Here is a 15,357-nt window from a genome sequence, read left to right as displayed (position 1 = left end):
AGCTCGAAGGTCTCGGGCTTCTGGCCCGCATGTGGATGCTCCGTCCCAGCATAAACCTTGAGCTTGGCAAGACGCTTGCGTCCGAGGCGGTTCTTCGGGAGCATCCCGCGGACCGCCTTGACGACAGCGCGCTCAGGGTGCTTGGCAAGCAGCTCCGTGTAGGAGGTCGCCCTCAAACCCCCCGGGTACCCGGAGTGGTGGTAGGCGAATTTCTGCTCGAGCTTCGAACCGGTCAGAGCGACCTTGTCAGCGTTGATGACGATGACGTAATCGCCTCCGTCGAAATGCGGGGCGTAGGTTGGCTTGTGCTTCCCACGGAGCAGGGTGGCAACGTGCGTTGCCAGTCGGCCTAGGACGACGTCGGCGGCATCGACGAGATACCACTTGGGCTCGACGTCGCCGGGCTTCGGTGAATACGTGCGCACGGGCGTAGCCTTCGTTTCTCATACTGGGACCGCACAGAAGCATGCGGAACCCACGGTCTTGCAAAAACTTTGTTGGACGCTGGCCGACGAGTGGGAAGGCATCGCGCGCAGCATGCACAACAACTTAAGAGTGTACGTCCCCCGCGCTTGCCGGTCAAAGAAGCAGAATGTGAGCTCGCACGCGTCGGCGAGACGAAGGAACAGCGGGTGCAGGGCCGGCGGAAGCTGCTATCGTCGATGTGTGATGGAAACCAGTTTTGGCGGGCCGGAAAAGAGCCCCGGGCTTCTGCTGTGGCGCACGATGCTGGTGTGGCGCCGCGAAGTGAACGCAGCATTGGCCTCCCTCAATCTCACGCATTCCCAATTCGTTCTGCTCACGTGCACGTGGTGGCTCGAAACCCACGGGGACGGCCCCGCCACCCAAGTCGCGATTTCCGACCTTTCGGGGCTCGACGTCAGAACTACAAGCCAGGGGCTCCGAAACCTCGAATTGGACGGCTTCGTCAGGCGCGCTTCCGCCCCCGGAGACAAGCGCGCCCTCATCGTCGCAACCACCGAGAAGGGGCGCGAGGCCGGCCAAGCCGCAATAGCGAAGGTCGAAGAGGTCGATGAGCGCTTCTTTCTCCGCCGACGCCGCTTGCGCTCAGCGCTCCTCATGGAGGCCAAACAGCCTCGCGACGTCCTCGCGACGTCAGAGAGACCGGGGCAGTCGAGGACTTCCGGCCAAGCCTAGACCTCCAGGCAACCAGAGAAGGCCGGCCAAGCCGGGCCTCCGCACAATCAAGGAAACTCCGTCTGAGCCGTTGCCGCGCGATCGGGGCTCCGATCGACTAGAAAACACGCCCGCTGCCTCGGGCCGATCACTTCTTGAGGGAATCGTTGACTTGGAAGCCCTCGGAGGGGACGAAGCAGAACTGAGCCGATCCCCCGCCCGGTCCGCTTCCGGGGGCGACGTCGAGCAGGGTGAACGTTCCGACCCCGTCGTGGGTGACCGACTGCCCCACTTCGACGTGCTTGTTGATCCCCGATGCCCTGTCGCCCCCGATCAGGCCCAGCTGCCCTTTGCCATTTTCCACGCGGATGCCCGTCGCCACATAGCTGGGGCCGTTGGACGCCCCCGGGTAGAAGGGGCCGCCTTCATACAAAGTGACCATGTACTCGCTGTCTGCACACATTTTTTTCTGCCCTTTCTGGGATGTCGAGTTCGGCGACGCGCTCGCCTTGGGCGCGCCTGTCGCAGGCGTTGTTTGCTGACCGTCTGGAATCGGGCGAACCGCGGTCGGAGCCGTATCGACTGACGTCGGGGCCGTGTCAGTCGCGGTCGGGGTCTCCGACCGCTGATTGGATCGCAGCGTTGTCGATGCGGAGGCGGTCGGATCCGGGGTCCCTCCCCCGCACCCGGCGAGTCCGGCGAATAGAACGGCGCATGCCAGCGCTTGCATCATCCGTCTCATTTGACGTTCCCGATCGTCGTGGAGCCGTAGTACTTTTCGTAGTCTTCCCAACTCATGGTGAAGGTCCCGTCGACTTCCCTTCCGGTTTGATCGTTGTTGTGTCCATGCGGATTGGCCAATGTCACGCCGTTTTGGTCGGCATCGACAACCATATAAGCATGTCCATGATACAACTCTATGTTCGTTTTCTCGCCGCTGGGAAGAGTTACGCCGACTTCAGCCTTGCCGTCGTTGGGGAAGTTCTCAGGGGGCGCGCTTCCCGTTCCGGCAGTCACCGGATTGGAACTGTTCGCGGCGTCGATGATCTCCTTTCGTTCGCTAGAGGAATAGCCGGAGCTCCCGTATACCTCCTCGGCGGAATTGTTCGTCAGATCCTGAGCCGCTTGATTTCTGCTCCCGCCCGCTATGCCGTTGTCCTTCCCCGAGTCGAGGGCGCCTCCGGGATGCTGTTGCCCGTATGCCGATTCGAGAATAGAGGCATAGTTCGGCTTGCCGTCCGGCCCCGTCACCCCCTTGCCGTAGACATCGTCGACAAAGACCGTTCGGGAAGCCTTGGCATCGGGATGGAGAGGATCGTCGTAAACCGTCACCATGAAACCGTCGGGCTTCCCATCGGGGCCGTAGTGCACCTTGATCGAATCCTGAATGATCCGACGCCCCTCGGGGCTCTTGGTCAGCGCCATGATGGTCGAAAGATAGTAACAGTCTCCGATGCCGTGCTGGTGGATGTCCTCGTAGCTCATGTTCCCCGAGGCGACTTGGGCGTTGATCGCCTCTATCTGCTCGGGCGAAAGGTCCGACCTTTTCCCACGGTCATTCCCATCGGGAACGCCGGCCTCTATGTGAAGGGCTTCGCGCAAACGGGCTGCGCATTCCGTAGCTGCGCCTTTCGCCTGTTCGACATACGACTCGAAAGAAGCCTTGTTTCTATCCGCTTCCATCTGAAAGAACGGGTAGCTAACCAACTGTACAGCCGGATCCAAACCTTCATACTCGGCGTCGAGCGCATCATTGCTCGCCTTGAGGTCCGCCACGGACTTCTTGTAGCCGTCGAGAGCCCACCCGTAGACCGACAGAGCATTGGCGGCTTCATTCGCTCCGTTGCTGATCGTAGAGAGATCGTCTGACTCGGTCTGAACGCCCCGTTCGAAACTGTCACGCGACTCCCCCGCCCACTGCGGCGCAGAAGAACCCGCGTTCAGGCAGGAGCTCCGAATTTCCGCCACTTCCTCGGCGTATGCCTTCCAGCTCCGCGAGAGGGCGAACACGGCCGCAGGATCGCCCTGCAGCTTGCCGACGGCATTGCTGAAGGTTCCCATAAGATCAATCCTCCCGATCCGCGCTGCCGTATACGTCTGCCGCATTCCTCTCGAATGCTTGCCTAGATGCGTCGTCGGCGGCCTCGAAACCCGCCGTCGTTTCATGCACGGCCCCCGAAGCCCGCCCGATCCAATCGGCGACTTCCACGGCGCGTTTCTTGGCGTCGCCGCGAACCTGCACCGCAGCAAACGCGAGGTCGAAGGTCCCAAGAGAATCAAAGGAGCCTCCTCTCGGACCATTGAGCCCGGCAAGCCGCTCTGAAAGACTCTCCAAATGCGCTCCCAAAACCGCCATCTCATCGGGGTCGAGCGACGTAGTGTACGGCATGGCCTTTCCTTTCATGCATTTTCAAACGAATCGGGCCAGTGAACTTATAAGGCTCGGGCAATCGCCTGTTAAGCTAAAGTACTCCGCAGTTTATCGCGAGCCGTGCCAAGAATCTATAGCTCAATTGGATACAAGTACCCGATTGCCGCCGCGCACCCATTCGCGCACCGCGGTGGCGCTCACCGCGAGCACTACGAAAACCGACACTCCCGTGAGTATGACGTCGGCGAGCTTCGAGAAATCGAGGAGAAGGAGATGAGAGAAAGCCGTGATGGAAGATATCGTCATGAGGCCGACCCACGCCCACCGCTGCCTGGCTGCGGTCAAAAGCCACAGCGCGAATTCGACGGCCGGCATGACCAGCTTCGAAGCGGTCACCTGAGAGTCCACCGCCACCTGAATGCCGGCAAAAATGAACCCCCACAAAGCGAGCGCCCCCGTGAAAAGAAGCGGAAGCGGCGGAATGTGGTGGCGGGCGACGCTTTTGTCCGGGCGTGGCATGTGCGGGGCGGGACCTCGTTCGGAGGCGCCGCGCATGTCGAGAACCGGCAAGTCGCCGTCGGTGTTGATCGCGTCGCCGCCGCCGTTTCGAGAGTGGTAGGCTGTGGAGAACTTGTCGATGACGGCGACGTCGATCTTCGGGTCCGCGTACCTCAGGGTGTCGATGATGAAATCGCGCTCGGCGTCGGTGTCGGCGTCGACCTTGTGCGTAATCTGCCCGGTGAAAAGCGAAAAGCCGACCGACCTGTCGTAGGTTCCCGCCGCGAGAAAGTCCACGCGCTGCCCGCCGGGAAGATGCCATCCCTCGGGCGTCGGCCAGAATCTGACATGGTGGCGCCTCGACGCGTTGCCGCCGACCTCCTTCTGGTAGGCGAAGGCCTGCTTGCGCCCAAAGAGGTAGAGGTTCGACACGGGCGCGGAGGGGTAGGGCCTCTTGATCACGGAGGAGACGACGATTCCCCACGACGAGCGCACGGTGACTTCGTCGGCGAGCGCCCATCCGGCAGCCTGCATGCCGGCATGGATGTCGTCGGCCGTTCCGTCGATCGCGAGGTTGACGGGATCGCCTAGCACACCGTCTCCCGTTCGGGTGCGTCCGATGAAGTAGTCGGGAACGTACAAAAGGGTGAGGATCTGGTGGATGCGGGGAATGGCCAGATAGGCGGTCGTCGCCCAGAAGGCGACGAGGTTGAGGACCCACAGGGAGTCGCCCGGTTTGGCGTGCACGGCCATTTCGGTTGCCAGCCATCCGATGAAAATCAGCGCGATGATTACGTACAAAGCCGCCACCGCGTCCCATACGGGGGTTCGTTTGCGGCCGCTGACCTTGCGCGGCCTTGTCCTGTATTCGGGTGGCTCTGCCGGAATCGGATAGCGGGCGTCGGCGACGTCGGCCCGCCCTGACCGGGTGATCCCCGCTTTGTCTCCGCTCAACTCGGTCCTTTCCCGGCGGCAGCGCCTCCAGCGCCGCGTGCGTCTCCTTCGGGTTCGCGGTCCCCGACCGTCTCTCGCAAAGCCCGGGTCAGCCGGGCCCTGGCCGCGAGCTGCGAATCCTCGGGATATTCCACCGACTCCAAAGTGAGCGGGTGCGGCGGGGCGACGGCGACTTCTCCGTTGCGCGAGCGCTCTTCCAGGCGTCGCGCAGGCCATTCTTCGTCCCGTCGGCCGAGGCCCACCTTGAGCAGCGCCCCCGCGAGCGTGCGGACCATCGAGTGGCAGAAGGCGTCGGCCCGCGCGGTCACCTCGACGAAGCCTCCCTTGCGTTCAACTGTCAGCTCGAGGAGCTCGCGGATCGTCGTCGCCCCTTCCCGGGGTTTGCAATAGGAAATGAAATCGTGTTCGCCGGTCAGCCTGCGCGCAGCGTTGTCCATCGCCTCGACATCGAGCGGCTCGCGAAGCCACAGGACGTCCCGGCGCCGCAGCGGATCGAAACGGGCGGGGTCGTCGCACACCCTGTAAGAATAGGTCCGGGAAAGCGCGGAAAACCTTGCGTCGAAGCCTTCGGGCGCGAAATCCACGCCGGTCACCGCGACGTCTGAGCTTCCCTTCGGCCCCGGCGACTCTCGCGCCAGCAGCGCGGAGAGCCTGCGCATGATCGCCTGGCACGGGTCGCTTGCTCGCCGCGCCGCCCGCGCAAGCTCGTTTTCACTCACGTCGACGTGGGCGACCTGACCGCGCGCATGGACCCCGGCGTCGGTCCGCCCGGCGACGGTCAGAGCATGCGAGCCGCCGGTTATGAGGTTGAGGGCTTCCGTCACCGTCCCCTCGACGGTTCGCAAACCCGGCTGGACCGCCCAACCATGAAAATCAGTGCCGTCGTAGGACATGCGAAGGCGGAGCCGATGCGCTACCGTCGAATCCATGACGCCAGTGTCCCACACCTCGCATTCACATGCGCTGCCCGAGCCTTCCCGCGAGTCGAATCCGCTGACCTTGGCCGTGGACTGCGGAGGCGGCGGGATCAAGACCTCCCTCCTCGATCTCAACGGCTTCCAGGCGGCAACTCCTCAGCGCACGGCTGTACGGTATCCTTTCTCGCCCGAGGACCTGCTCGAAATCATAGAAAGCCACGCGTCGCAGGTCGAGCGATTCGAACGGATCACCCTCGGCATGCCGGGAATGATCCGGCGCGGCGTCGTCGTCTACACTCCGCACTACATTCGCAAAGCCGGCCCCCACACGAAGCTCGACCCCGAGCTCGAGACGGCGTGGAACGGCCTGGACATGGAATCGGCCCTGCACGCGCGCTTTGCCGTTCCCGCACTCGTCCTCAACGACGCCGAAGTCGCAGCGGCCGGCGTCGTTTCGGGCGAAGGGGCGGAACTCGTCATGACCCTCGGCACGGGGCTCGGCTGCGCTTTCGTCGACGGCGGCCGCCTCGCTCCCCACCTGGAGATTTCCCACGCGCAGATGCGGTGGGGATTGACGTATGACGACGTCGTCGGCGAGGCTGAACGGATACGGCTCGGCGATTCGGCATGGTCGCGCCGCGTGCTGCGGGCGATCGACACGCTGTGGCCGGTTTTCCGGTGGGACCGCCTCTACATCGGGGGCGGCAACTCGCCGCGGATCTCCCCCGCCGCGCGCTCGCGTCTGGGCGAGAACGTGCTGTTCATACCAAACGCCGCGGGAATGAACGGAGGCGTTCGAGCCTGGGCTCTGGCCAAACCGCACATATAGGGGCTCCGCGTTTGCTTGAAATCCGGGGATATCACGCTTTTGACCAGATTGAAAAACCACTCTATAAAGTCTCTAGAATCCGGCTTTGTAAAATACTAGACTCAGTCTCGACACACTATTCAACGGATCTGATTTCCAGGAGAAGCGATGAGTCAGTTCAAAATCGACAGGGGCGAAATGGACAATCTAGGCAAAGCCCTGGATTGTCTGTGCGACGATTACGATGACGTCGATATTCCCAAACGGCCGCCATGGCCTTTCGGAAACCCGACGACTGCAGTAGCCTATGAAGCATTCACGAAAGACGCCTCTGAAAGAACCGAGGCGTTAAGCGATTGGTGCGATGACACTTCCGACGCCGTGTCGGACACATCGAAGATGGCAGAGGCGACCGACGACGAGTGGGCAAGGGAGTTTACGTTCGAAGCGGAGAAGTTCCAGTAGTGCGGGAAACCCGCTGTATCGGAGAGAACAAAGTTGCTGATCTTAGCGAGGTATTGCCATGGGCGAGTTTGAAGACTGCATCGGAGAAGTTCCCGGGCGGTCCTCTTCCCTCTTCGCGCTTTACACAGATCTGTCGAAGATGGAAACGAAGTTGGAATTGACTGGCGTGCATTTGCGGCATTTGCCCTCCAAAGCCGACTCTTGGAGAGGGGCCGCTGCCAATGCGTTCGAGGTCGCCTTGAAGAATGAAGTCAAACAGGCGCAACGCCTTGAAAGCGGTGCGGACAAAGCAGCCGATACCATTCTTAAATATGCGCATGCCATGCAGAGCACCGAGAAGGAGATATCCTCAGCGCGGGCACAGATGCGGGCTTTGGACAGGCAAGTGGATGCGGTTGCCGACGACGAACGCGAGAAGAAGGTAGACGAGCTCACTCCGCGTGCTCAGTCCATCGCCAGGGGCGCAAAGCAGGCCATCAACGATCTGCACAGGGCCGGAGAAGTGTGCGCTGCCGAGCTGCGGGCGGCCCTGCATTTGGAAGCGGTTGAGCCCAACAAGGAAGGCAATAACAAAGGCGAACTGCATGTGCTTGATCGGAGAGACGTCGATCGGGTGAATGCGGAGCTTGAGCAGATGGGCTTTCGTTCGGTCTCTCAGGGTGAAATCGGAGATTGCTATCTGCTGGCAACCCTTATGGCGATGATGCGCACGCCCGAAGGGCGAAGACTCCTCCGCAACGCGATTGAACCGCATTACGACAAGCATGGGCGTCAGGACGGTTTCCTTGTGACCGTTTATGAGGACCCGGAGAATCCTGGACGTAAACGCACGGTATTTGTCGACAGAATCTATAGAAGAGGGGCAAACGGAGAAAGGCCGGGCCTCGTTTCGGTTCTGGAGTCCGCTTACGGCCAGATGTATCCCGGTGGAACCAGAGGCGACAGTTTCTTCGGCGCCACTGGGATCTCTTCGGGCCTGTCGTCGGCCGTAATGGAGGAAATGACTGGAAAGGACTCGACCGTTTACAGGAGAAAATTTTACGAAGCCGCATCCAGCGACGCCTATAGTGACGAAGAAGGTGAAAACATCCGGCAAGCCATCAAGAATCACAAACCCGTCACGGCGAGCTCGTACCCAATAGGAGGAAAAGATTATCCCGAAATCACGATAAACGGGCACAAGGAGAAAGTAGAGATACCTCAAGGACATGCATACGTTGTGGTGTCTGCCGACGCGACGGGAGTCACCGTCCGCAACCCCTGGGGGCATAGCCAAGATTCACACGATAATTCCCGCCCCGACATGGCCGAGTTCAAGCTGACGTGGAAACAGTTTTCGCGCGACTTCAGAAGTGTGAGCATAGGAGGGGGCTATCCGAGATGAGCACGCGAATCGTCGAGCTTTCTCCAGTCTCCGTTTTCCGTCCCGGAACGGATGCATATCCGGCGTACACGGTTTCAAACGTCCGCGTCGTCGACGGGATGATGATGGCGACAGTGCGGGGAGGTTATCCAGTAGACAGTCCGAATGCAACGGACCGCCCCGCGGAATTGTCGGTATGCTCCGACCTTCAGGCTGGGGAGGCTCTCACGCACCCGGGCGTCGGGACTTTCACGCTGCTTTATGTCAATCCCATAGTCATTCCATTTGAGTCCGGAAGCGGGCCAATCGCCACCCTCGAATTCGCGCCTGCACCCGGATTCGACACCTACTGGGACCAAGAGAAGGAAAGACAATGAGTCAAAGAAAGAGAGTCCTTTTAGTTTTCGTCATTGCCGTGACGCTACTGGCGTCAATAATCGGTGCGCGTCTGATCTACCTCTCGGGTTTCGTTACATATGAGCACCGACTCCGGAACGCCCATGTCTTCACCAAGAAACACAGTCCGCTTTCATGCAAAGGCGTAACCCATAGAGCCGCCGAAAGCCATGACGGCCTGTTTTATGTTGATTCGGAACGGAAAATAGTTCTCAACCTTGCAAAGATACGCATTGAACGCTGGCAAAAGCGAGCGGCGATCGTCGGCTCGAACATGACGCTTCCCTTCGACGAAAACGACTCAGCGGCAGCCGACCTCGCTTCGGGAGAATCCTTCACCTATGAGGGCGTTGGCACAATCACCCTTTTCAACGTCGAAATCGACTGGGTTGGCCTGGCACTGAGCGGCGAAGGCGAGAACATAGCCACCTACTGTTTCGAACCCGCTCCAGGATTCAAGGTGTCCGACGAGTATAAGAGCCGTTACGAGAAAGAACATCCGAATGAACCGCTTCCGTGGCCGTCTCCCACGGAGGAGCAGTAGACGCCTTTTCCGGGCGCAGTCAGATGCGAGGAGTGGTTGAGACACGGCGGGCACACCGCGTCTGAACAGCTGGCTTGCGGCTGAAATGACGATGTAGGCAGCGGAAGCGGAAAAGGGCAAGCGAAACAAGGGAGGCAGCCGCCGAAACAGAGCCGCTAGCAGCAGCCCGTCGTCACGCCGTCCTCTGCGGCCGCGCTGCGCACTCGCCAGAACTCGCGAGCAGACATCGGCTCGCAGTCCGGGTGCTCGCGCCGATGCCGTGCGACGTACTTCTCGTACGCCGACTCCCCCGTCAGATCACGCCAGAACGAGCGGAAAGCGGCAAACCCGCGCCGCAGCCAGGAAAGCACGCCGCGCAGGCGGCGCGGCCGTCGTGCGCCGCGCAGGCCTTTTGCGCGCCGCAGCCCGTGCGCGCCGCCTTTCGCCGCCTCACTCATCTGTTGCCCCCTCACTGGCATCCAGCCGCCTCACTAACTTTTCGCTTCCTCGCTTCGGTCCCCGCTTCCGTCCTTCTTCATGCCGGGAATGAGATTAGGATCGCCGACCATCGCGTACTCCTTGACCAGTTTTTTGTCGAGCGGCGTGGCGATCATCGCCGTCGGGGCGAAGAAATTCGACTCGACGTAGGGGTCCTCCGACGTCGTCGCGTCGCCCGTTCGAATCGTCTTGACCACCCGCAGCGCAGCGCAGACCACAACAAAGGCGACGGCGACGAGGAAGACGATCGAAAGGGTCCCTTGAATGAAGGTGTTGCGGATGACGGCTTCCGTCTCCGAAATCTTCTTCGGATCGCTCAATCCCGGAAGGGCCTTGCGCGCGTCGCGCCATTGCTGCCAATAGCCGACCTTCGGATCGGTGGAGAATATCTTCTCCCACGACGCCGTGAAGGTCACGGCTGTGTCGAAGGCGAAGGGTATGAGCGGTATCCACACGTACTTCGTGTATCCCTTTCTCACAACCATCACGGTCACCAGCAGCAGGGCCACAGCCGCTATCAATTGATTGGCGATGCCGAAGAGCGGGAACAGGGTCTGGATTCCGCCTCTCGGGTCCGTCACACCCATAAGCAGCAAAGAGCCCCAGGCCGCGACGACGGCGGCCGTGGCGCCCCACGCTCCCGCCCGCCACGACGGGTCTTTGAACTTCGGAAACACGTTTCCGAGGGCGTCAGAGACTTGGAATCGGGCGACTCGGGTGACGGCGTCGACGGCGGAAAGGATGAACAGAGCCTCGAACATGATGGCGAAGTGGTACCAGAAGCCCATCATTCCCGATCCCCCGCCGAGCTGGTGGAGAATATGGGCCATGCCGACCGAAAGCGTGGGCGCCCCGCCGGTTCGGGAGACGATTGACTCCTCGCCGACGTCTTTCGCGACCTGCTTGAGGGCCTCCGCTCCGGTGTACGTCTTTTCGTTTCCCTTGCTGTCGGTCGACTCCCATCGAGGAACAACTTTGTTGCCGTGGACGTCGGTCACTCCGAGGTTGCCCACGGCCTTCGATGTGATTTCCTCCCGGTCCTTTGTCGTTTGGGTGATTTGAGTTCCAGCGAGCTTGTTGACGGTTGCCTCCGAGGTGTTCATCCCGAAATAAATGCCCTGGTTGAGGGAGGCCGCGGCGGCCAGCGCCATGATGGCGACGAAGGATTCCATGAGCATTCCGCCGTAGCCGATCATCCGGGTTTGGGATTCTTTTTGGACCATTTTCGGGGTGGTTCCCGAGGACACCATGGCGTGCATTCCCGACAGGGCGCCGCAGGCGATGGTGATGAAAAGGAACGGGAAGAGGGTTCCGGCGAACACGGGGCCGTCGGTGTTGCCTGCGAACTCGGTGACCGCGGGCATTTCGACGAGGGGCCGAACCACAACGATGCCGGCCGCCAGAATGACGATCGTTCCGACCTTCATGAATGTCGACAGGTAGTCTCGGGGCGTCAGAAGCAGCCATACCGGAAGGATGGCGGCGAGGAAGCCGTAGATGATCATCGCCCACACCAGCGTGGTCGGCGAGAGATGAAGGTGTTCTTGTCCGAACTCCGTCTCGGCGACCTTTCTTCCGGCGAAGATCGCGACGACGAGGAGGGTGCAGCCTGCGATCGAGACCTGTGTGATCTTTCCCGGCTGGATGTAGCGCAGCCACAGCCCCATGCCCAGGGCGATCGGAATCGTGCAGCCGACGGAGAAGACGCCCCACGGGGATTCCGCGAGGGCGTTGACGCAGATCATCGCGAGGACGGCGAGGACGATCATGAGCATGACGAGGACGACGACCATGGCCACGGTTCCGCCGACGCGTCCGATTTCGTCGCGCGCCATCTGGCCTAGAGAACGCCCGCCTCGCCGTATGGAGAAGAAGAGCACGAGCATGTCCTGGATCGCCCCGGCGATGCACACGCCGAAGATGATCCACAGCGTTCCGGGAAGGTATCCCATCTGGGCGGCCAAGACCGGGCCGACGAGCGGGCCGGCGCCGGCGATGGCAGCGAAATGGTGGCCGTAGAGCACCACTCTATGGGTGGGGTCGAAATCCTTGCCGTTGTTGATTCGTTCCGCGGGGGTTGCGTTGGAGTCGTCGGGCCGCATGACCTTGCGCTGAACATAGAGCGCGTAGAAGCGGTAGGCGATGGCGTATGTGCACACCGCGGTTATGACGAACCATATTGTGTTGACCTCTTCGCCGCGCACGAGGGCGAGCATCGTCCATCCGAGCGTGCCCATCGCGGTTATCGAGATCCACAGTGCGATTTTCGGGAGCGTCCACGAGTTGTCGGGTTTGACGCCCACAGGAACGCCGTCTTTGTTTCGAATGACGAGTTTTTCTTCTTCAGCCGTGTAGGCCGGCAGGTCTGCGGTGACCGTGTTGTCCATGAGGAGATCCCTTCTCATTCCACGCCGAACTTGAGGGACGTCGCCGGCGTCGCGGTGGCGTCATTGCAAGCCTAGCCGCCTTCGCCGCCATAGCCAAGCATTCTTCGAATTTTGCTGGAGGCTGCCGTGGAACTCTGTTCGGGATAGCGGGGAAACTTCGTCCGAAGTCGCTGTGAAGCCTCTTCTGTTCGCACGAAGAACAACGTCCGAAGCGACTGTGAAGCCTCGTCTGAGGTCGTCGTAAAAAGCGAAGCGGGGTGCATATGCACCCCGCTCCAGATTATGGATTTCGCGCGATGGGCTCGCGCGAGGATCACTTGGCCTCGTCAGCCTCGGCTTTGCCCTTGGCCGCAGCGTCGTTCTTGACCGCAGTTTCCTTGGCGGCCCCATCTGCCTCCTTGGATTCGACGGCGTCGGCCGCGGTTTCGGCAGTCTTCTCTGCGTCGGCGCTTTCCTTGGCTTCCTTCGCAAGCTTTTGGGCTTCGGCAGCCTTCTTGGCGGCTTTCTCGGCTTCGCGAACCGCTGACTGCTTGGGCGAGACCTTTTCGGTCACGAGTTCGATGCGCGCGAGCGCCGCGTTGTCGCCCTTGCGGTTGCCGAGCTTGATGATGCGGGTGAATCCGCCGTTGCGCTCGGCGAACTTCGGCCCGAGCTCCTCAAAGAGGATGTAGGCGAGCTCGCGGTCTTGGAGGACGCGAAGGGCGAGCCGGCGGTTGTAGGTGTCGCCGCGCTTGGCCTTCGAGATCAGTCGCTCGATGTGGGGCTGAACGGTCTTGGCGCGAGTCTGGGTGGTTGTGACCGCACCGTGGCGGATGAGGTCCTTGCACAGGTTCGCGATGATGTGGCGCTGGTGGGCGGGCGAGCCGCCCAGACGCGGGCCCTTGGTGGGCTTGGGCATAGTAGTGTCTCCTAGGAAAAATCGGGCTTCAGCCCTGCGAGTCGTCGCTGAACTGCATCGTGTAGCTCTCCTCGCCGAAGCTGGAGACGAAACCAGCGGGCGAATCTTTCAGGCGCAGGTCGAGCTTGAGAAGCTCGTCCTTGACGTCCTCGATCGACTTCGCGCCGAAGTTGCGGATGTCGAGGAGGTCGGCCTCAGAGCGTTGAATGAGTTCACCAATGGTGCGAATGCCTTCACGCTGCAGGCAGTTCTGCGAACGGGCGGGAAGGTTGAGAATCGTGATGGGCCGCTGCAGGTCCGAGGACTGGGTTTCGACGACGGGCGGGGGGCCCAGCTCGATTCCTTCGACCTCGTTATTGAGCTCGACGCACAGCCCGAACAGCTCGACGAGCGTCTTGCCGGCGGAGGCGAGCGCGTCCCGCGGCGTCGTCGAAGGCTTCACTTCGACGTCGACGACGAGCTTGTCGAAGTCTGTGCGCTGGGCGACTCGAGTCGCCTCGACTTTGTAGGACACCTTGAGAACGGGCGAGCAGATCGAATCGATCGGAATGCGGCCGATCTCGTCCTCTTCTCCCTTGTTCTGAGCGGCGGAGACGTAGCCTCGACCGCGCTCGACGGTGAGGTCGATCTCGATCTTGCCTTTATCGTTCAGCGTGGCGATGTGGAGGTCGGGGTTGTGGATCTCGACGCCGGCGGGCGGCGTGATGTCAGCGGCCGTGACCTCTCCCGGCCCCTGCTTGTGCAGGTACATGAGGACCGGCTCGTCGTTTTCCGAGGAGACGACGAGTTCCTTGAGATTGAGGATGATGTCTGCGACGTCCTCTTTGACCCCCGCGATCGTGGAGAACTCGTGGAGGACTCCGTCGATGCGAACCGATGTGACGGCCGCGCCGGGAATCGACGAAAGCAGGGTGCGGCGCATGGAATTGCCAAGCGTGTAGCCAAAACCCGGCTCGAGGGGTTCGAGGATGAACCGCGAGCGGTACTCCGAGACCTGCTCTTCGGTGAGAACAGGGCGCTGTGCGATAAGCACGATTCTTTCCTTTCATGGACGCCCGCTATTTGACGTCCAGTCGCCCGCAGGCCATCCGTCCGGCCTGCGGAGTGCGGATATCCGCTGTGCCCGCCGAGGCGGGCCGTGCGTCACACGCGGCGACGCTTCGGGGGGCGGCAGCCGTTGTAGGCTTGCGGCGTCACGTCGGAAATCGATGTGACCTCGAGGCCCGACGCGGTGAGGGAACGGATCGCCGTCTCACGACCGGAGCCGGGGCCCTTGACGAAGACGTCGACCTTCTTCATTCCGTGTTCCATGGCGGCGCGGGCGGCGTTCTCCGCGGCGAGCTGCGCGGCGTAGGGCGTCGATTTGCGCGAGCCTTTGAAACCGACCTGGCCCGAGGAGCACGAGGCGATGACGGCGCCGTTCGGGTCTGTGATCGAGACGATCGTGTTGTTGAACGTGGACTTGATGTGGGCCTGGCCTGCGACGACGTTGCGACGCTCTTTGCGACGCGGACGGCGGGAGCCGGAAGAGGCCTGGCGGGTCTTGGGGGGCATGATCTACTCCTACTGCTTACTTCTTCTTCTTGCCGGCGACGGTGCGCTTGGGACCCTTGCGGGTGCGCGCGTTCGTCTTCGTGCGCTGGCCGTGGACGGGCAGGCCGCGGCGGTGCCTCAAGCCTTGGTAGCAGCCGATTTCGATCTTGCGGCGAATGTCAGCCTGAACCTCGCGGCGCAGGTCGCCTTCGACCTTGTAGTTCTCGTCGATGTGCTTCTTGAGCGCGACGAGCTGGTCCTCGGTGAGGTCGCGGACGCGAACGTCCGGGCTGATGCCGGTGGCCGCGAGCGTTTCCGCCGAGCGGGTGCGGCCGATGCCGTAGATATAGGTGAGCGCGATCTCAACTCGCTTTTCGCGAGGAAGATCGACGCCGGATAGACGTGCCAATTTCTTAGCTCCTTGGTAGTCCGAAGGTGTGGAACACTGCCTCTCCCCCGCTGAACAGCGGAGCCCCGGCCTTCGGTCCGGGGGTTGCCTTGCGGCGGGCAGTGCGGTTGACGCGGGAAGACCCGCTGCGCCGGGTCACCCTTGGCGCTGCTTGTGCCGCGGGTTCTCGCAGATGACCATGACGCGGCCGTGGCGACGAA

Annotated in this window: 19 protein-coding genes; 6 read left to right on the top strand and 13 right to left on the bottom strand. The window is 61.7% G+C overall.

The genetic code is table 11. The features are described from left to right. Positions 1 to 425, bottom strand: a 425-nt coding sequence (gene rplM, locus ACO48X_RS06265; RefSeq protein ID WP_485001250.1) for a 50S ribosomal protein L13, incomplete at its 3' end; no start/stop codon positions are given. A gap of 244 nt (positions 426 to 669) precedes the next feature. Between rplM and ACO48X_RS06260 the strand changes: the two genes are divergently transcribed. Further along, positions 670 to 1,158: a MarR family winged helix-turn-helix transcriptional regulator gene (locus ACO48X_RS06260; RefSeq protein WP_485001249.1), complete on the top strand. Its 489-nt coding sequence runs from the start codon at positions 670 to 672 to the stop codon at positions 1,156 to 1,158. Between the two features lie 127 nt (positions 1,159 to 1,285). Here ACO48X_RS06260 and ACO48X_RS06255 read toward each other — a convergent pair whose 3' ends face one another. From ACO48X_RS06255 to truA, 5 genes are all read right to left on the bottom strand, one after another. Further along, positions 1,286 to 1,600, bottom strand: coding sequence for a hypothetical protein (locus ACO48X_RS06255; protein ID WP_485001248.1), 315 nt, complete (start codon positions 1,598 to 1,600; stop codon positions 1,286 to 1,288). A 275-nt stretch (positions 1,601 to 1,875) separates the two neighbouring features. Then, positions 1,876 to 3,198, bottom strand: coding sequence for a C2 family cysteine protease (locus ACO48X_RS06250; RefSeq protein WP_485001247.1), 1,323 nt, complete (start codon positions 3,196 to 3,198; stop codon positions 1,876 to 1,878). Positions 3,199 to 3,202: 4 nt separating this feature from the next. Then, the gene (locus ACO48X_RS06245) at positions 3,203 to 3,526 is read right to left on the bottom strand and encodes a hypothetical protein (protein WP_485001246.1); all 324 of its coding nucleotides are present in this window, start codon (positions 3,524 to 3,526) and stop codon (positions 3,203 to 3,205) included. A gap of 120 nt (positions 3,527 to 3,646) precedes the next feature. Continuing rightward, on the bottom strand, positions 3,647 to 4,960 hold the full coding sequence (locus tag ACO48X_RS06240) for an LssY C-terminal domain-containing protein (protein WP_485001245.1): 1,314 nt from the start codon (positions 4,958 to 4,960) through the stop codon (positions 3,647 to 3,649). Then, positions 4,957 to 5,889 carry a tRNA pseudouridine(38-40) synthase TruA gene (truA, locus tag ACO48X_RS06235; RefSeq protein WP_485001244.1) on the bottom strand — a complete coding sequence of 311 codons (933 nt, stop codon included), beginning with the start codon at positions 5,887 to 5,889 and terminating at the stop codon, positions 4,957 to 4,959. The genes ACO48X_RS06240 and truA overlap by 4 nt, the downstream gene beginning before the upstream one ends. Here truA and ACO48X_RS06230 point away from each other — a divergent pair. From ACO48X_RS06230 to ACO48X_RS06210, 5 genes are all read left to right on the top strand, one after another. Beyond that, positions 5,888 to 6,706 carry an ROK family protein gene (locus tag ACO48X_RS06230; RefSeq protein ID WP_485001243.1) on the top strand — a complete coding sequence of 273 codons (819 nt, stop codon included), beginning with the start codon at positions 5,888 to 5,890 and terminating at the stop codon, positions 6,704 to 6,706. The two genes, truA and ACO48X_RS06230, sit on opposite strands and share 2 nt — an antisense overlap. A gap of 147 nt (positions 6,707 to 6,853) precedes the next feature. Next, entirely contained in the window at positions 6,854 to 7,150 is a 297-nt protein-coding gene (locus tag ACO48X_RS06225) for a hypothetical protein (protein WP_484991179.1), read from the top strand. 58 nt (positions 7,151 to 7,208) lie between these two features. Next, positions 7,209 to 8,534, top strand: a complete 1,326-nt coding sequence (locus ACO48X_RS06220) for a hypothetical protein (protein WP_485001242.1) — start codon at positions 7,209 to 7,211, stop codon at positions 8,532 to 8,534. Further along, on the top strand, positions 8,531 to 8,890 hold the full coding sequence (locus ACO48X_RS06215; RefSeq protein ID WP_009199209.1) for a hypothetical protein: 360 nt from the start codon (positions 8,531 to 8,533) through the stop codon (positions 8,888 to 8,890). The genes ACO48X_RS06220 and ACO48X_RS06215 overlap by 4 nt, the downstream gene beginning before the upstream one ends. Beyond that, positions 8,887 to 9,453 (top strand): DNA-binding protein, encoded by a 567-nt coding sequence (locus tag ACO48X_RS06210; RefSeq protein WP_485001241.1) that lies wholly within the window; start codon positions 8,887 to 8,889, stop codon positions 9,451 to 9,453. Before ACO48X_RS06215 ends, ACO48X_RS06210 begins: the two co-directional genes overlap by 4 nt. A 155-nt stretch (positions 9,454 to 9,608) precedes the next feature. Here the strand turns inward: ACO48X_RS06210 and ACO48X_RS06205 are convergent, their stop codons facing one another. The 7 genes from ACO48X_RS06205 to rpmJ form a co-directional block, all read right to left on the bottom strand. Further along, on the bottom strand, positions 9,609 to 9,890 hold the full coding sequence (locus ACO48X_RS06205; RefSeq protein ID WP_485001240.1) for a YbdD/YjiX family protein: 282 nt from the start codon (positions 9,888 to 9,890) through the stop codon (positions 9,609 to 9,611). A 33-nt stretch (positions 9,891 to 9,923) separates the two neighbouring features. Then, on the bottom strand, positions 9,924 to 12,317 hold the full coding sequence (locus ACO48X_RS06200; RefSeq protein ID WP_485001239.1) for a carbon starvation CstA family protein: 2,394 nt from the start codon (positions 12,315 to 12,317) through the stop codon (positions 9,924 to 9,926). A 313-nt stretch (positions 12,318 to 12,630) separates the two neighbouring features. Continuing rightward, a complete protein-coding gene (gene rplQ, locus ACO48X_RS06195; protein WP_485001238.1) occupies positions 12,631 to 13,215 on the bottom strand; it encodes a 50S ribosomal protein L17 in 585 nt (194 codons plus the stop codon). A 28-nt stretch (positions 13,216 to 13,243) separates the two neighbouring features. Then, entirely contained in the window at positions 13,244 to 14,248 is a 1,005-nt protein-coding gene (locus ACO48X_RS06190; protein ID WP_485001237.1) for a DNA-directed RNA polymerase subunit alpha, read from the bottom strand. A 110-nt stretch (positions 14,249 to 14,358) separates the two neighbouring features. After that, positions 14,359 to 14,769 (bottom strand): 30S ribosomal protein S11, encoded by a 411-nt coding sequence (gene rpsK, locus ACO48X_RS06185; RefSeq protein WP_009199217.1) that lies wholly within the window; start codon positions 14,767 to 14,769, stop codon positions 14,359 to 14,361. Positions 14,770 to 14,785: 16 nt separating this feature from the next. Next, positions 14,786 to 15,157: a 30S ribosomal protein S13 gene (gene rpsM / locus ACO48X_RS06180; protein WP_009199218.1), complete on the bottom strand. Its 372-nt coding sequence runs from the start codon at positions 15,155 to 15,157 to the stop codon at positions 14,786 to 14,788. 135 nt (positions 15,158 to 15,292) lie between these two features. Continuing rightward, positions 15,293 to 15,357 (bottom strand): 50S ribosomal protein L36 (gene rpmJ / locus ACO48X_RS06175; RefSeq protein WP_485001255.1); only part of this gene is annotated, 65 nt, incomplete at its 5' end.

It is taken from the genome of Peptidiphaga sp., assembly GCF_057238965.1.
This window is presented reverse-complemented; position numbering and strand designations above follow the sequence as displayed.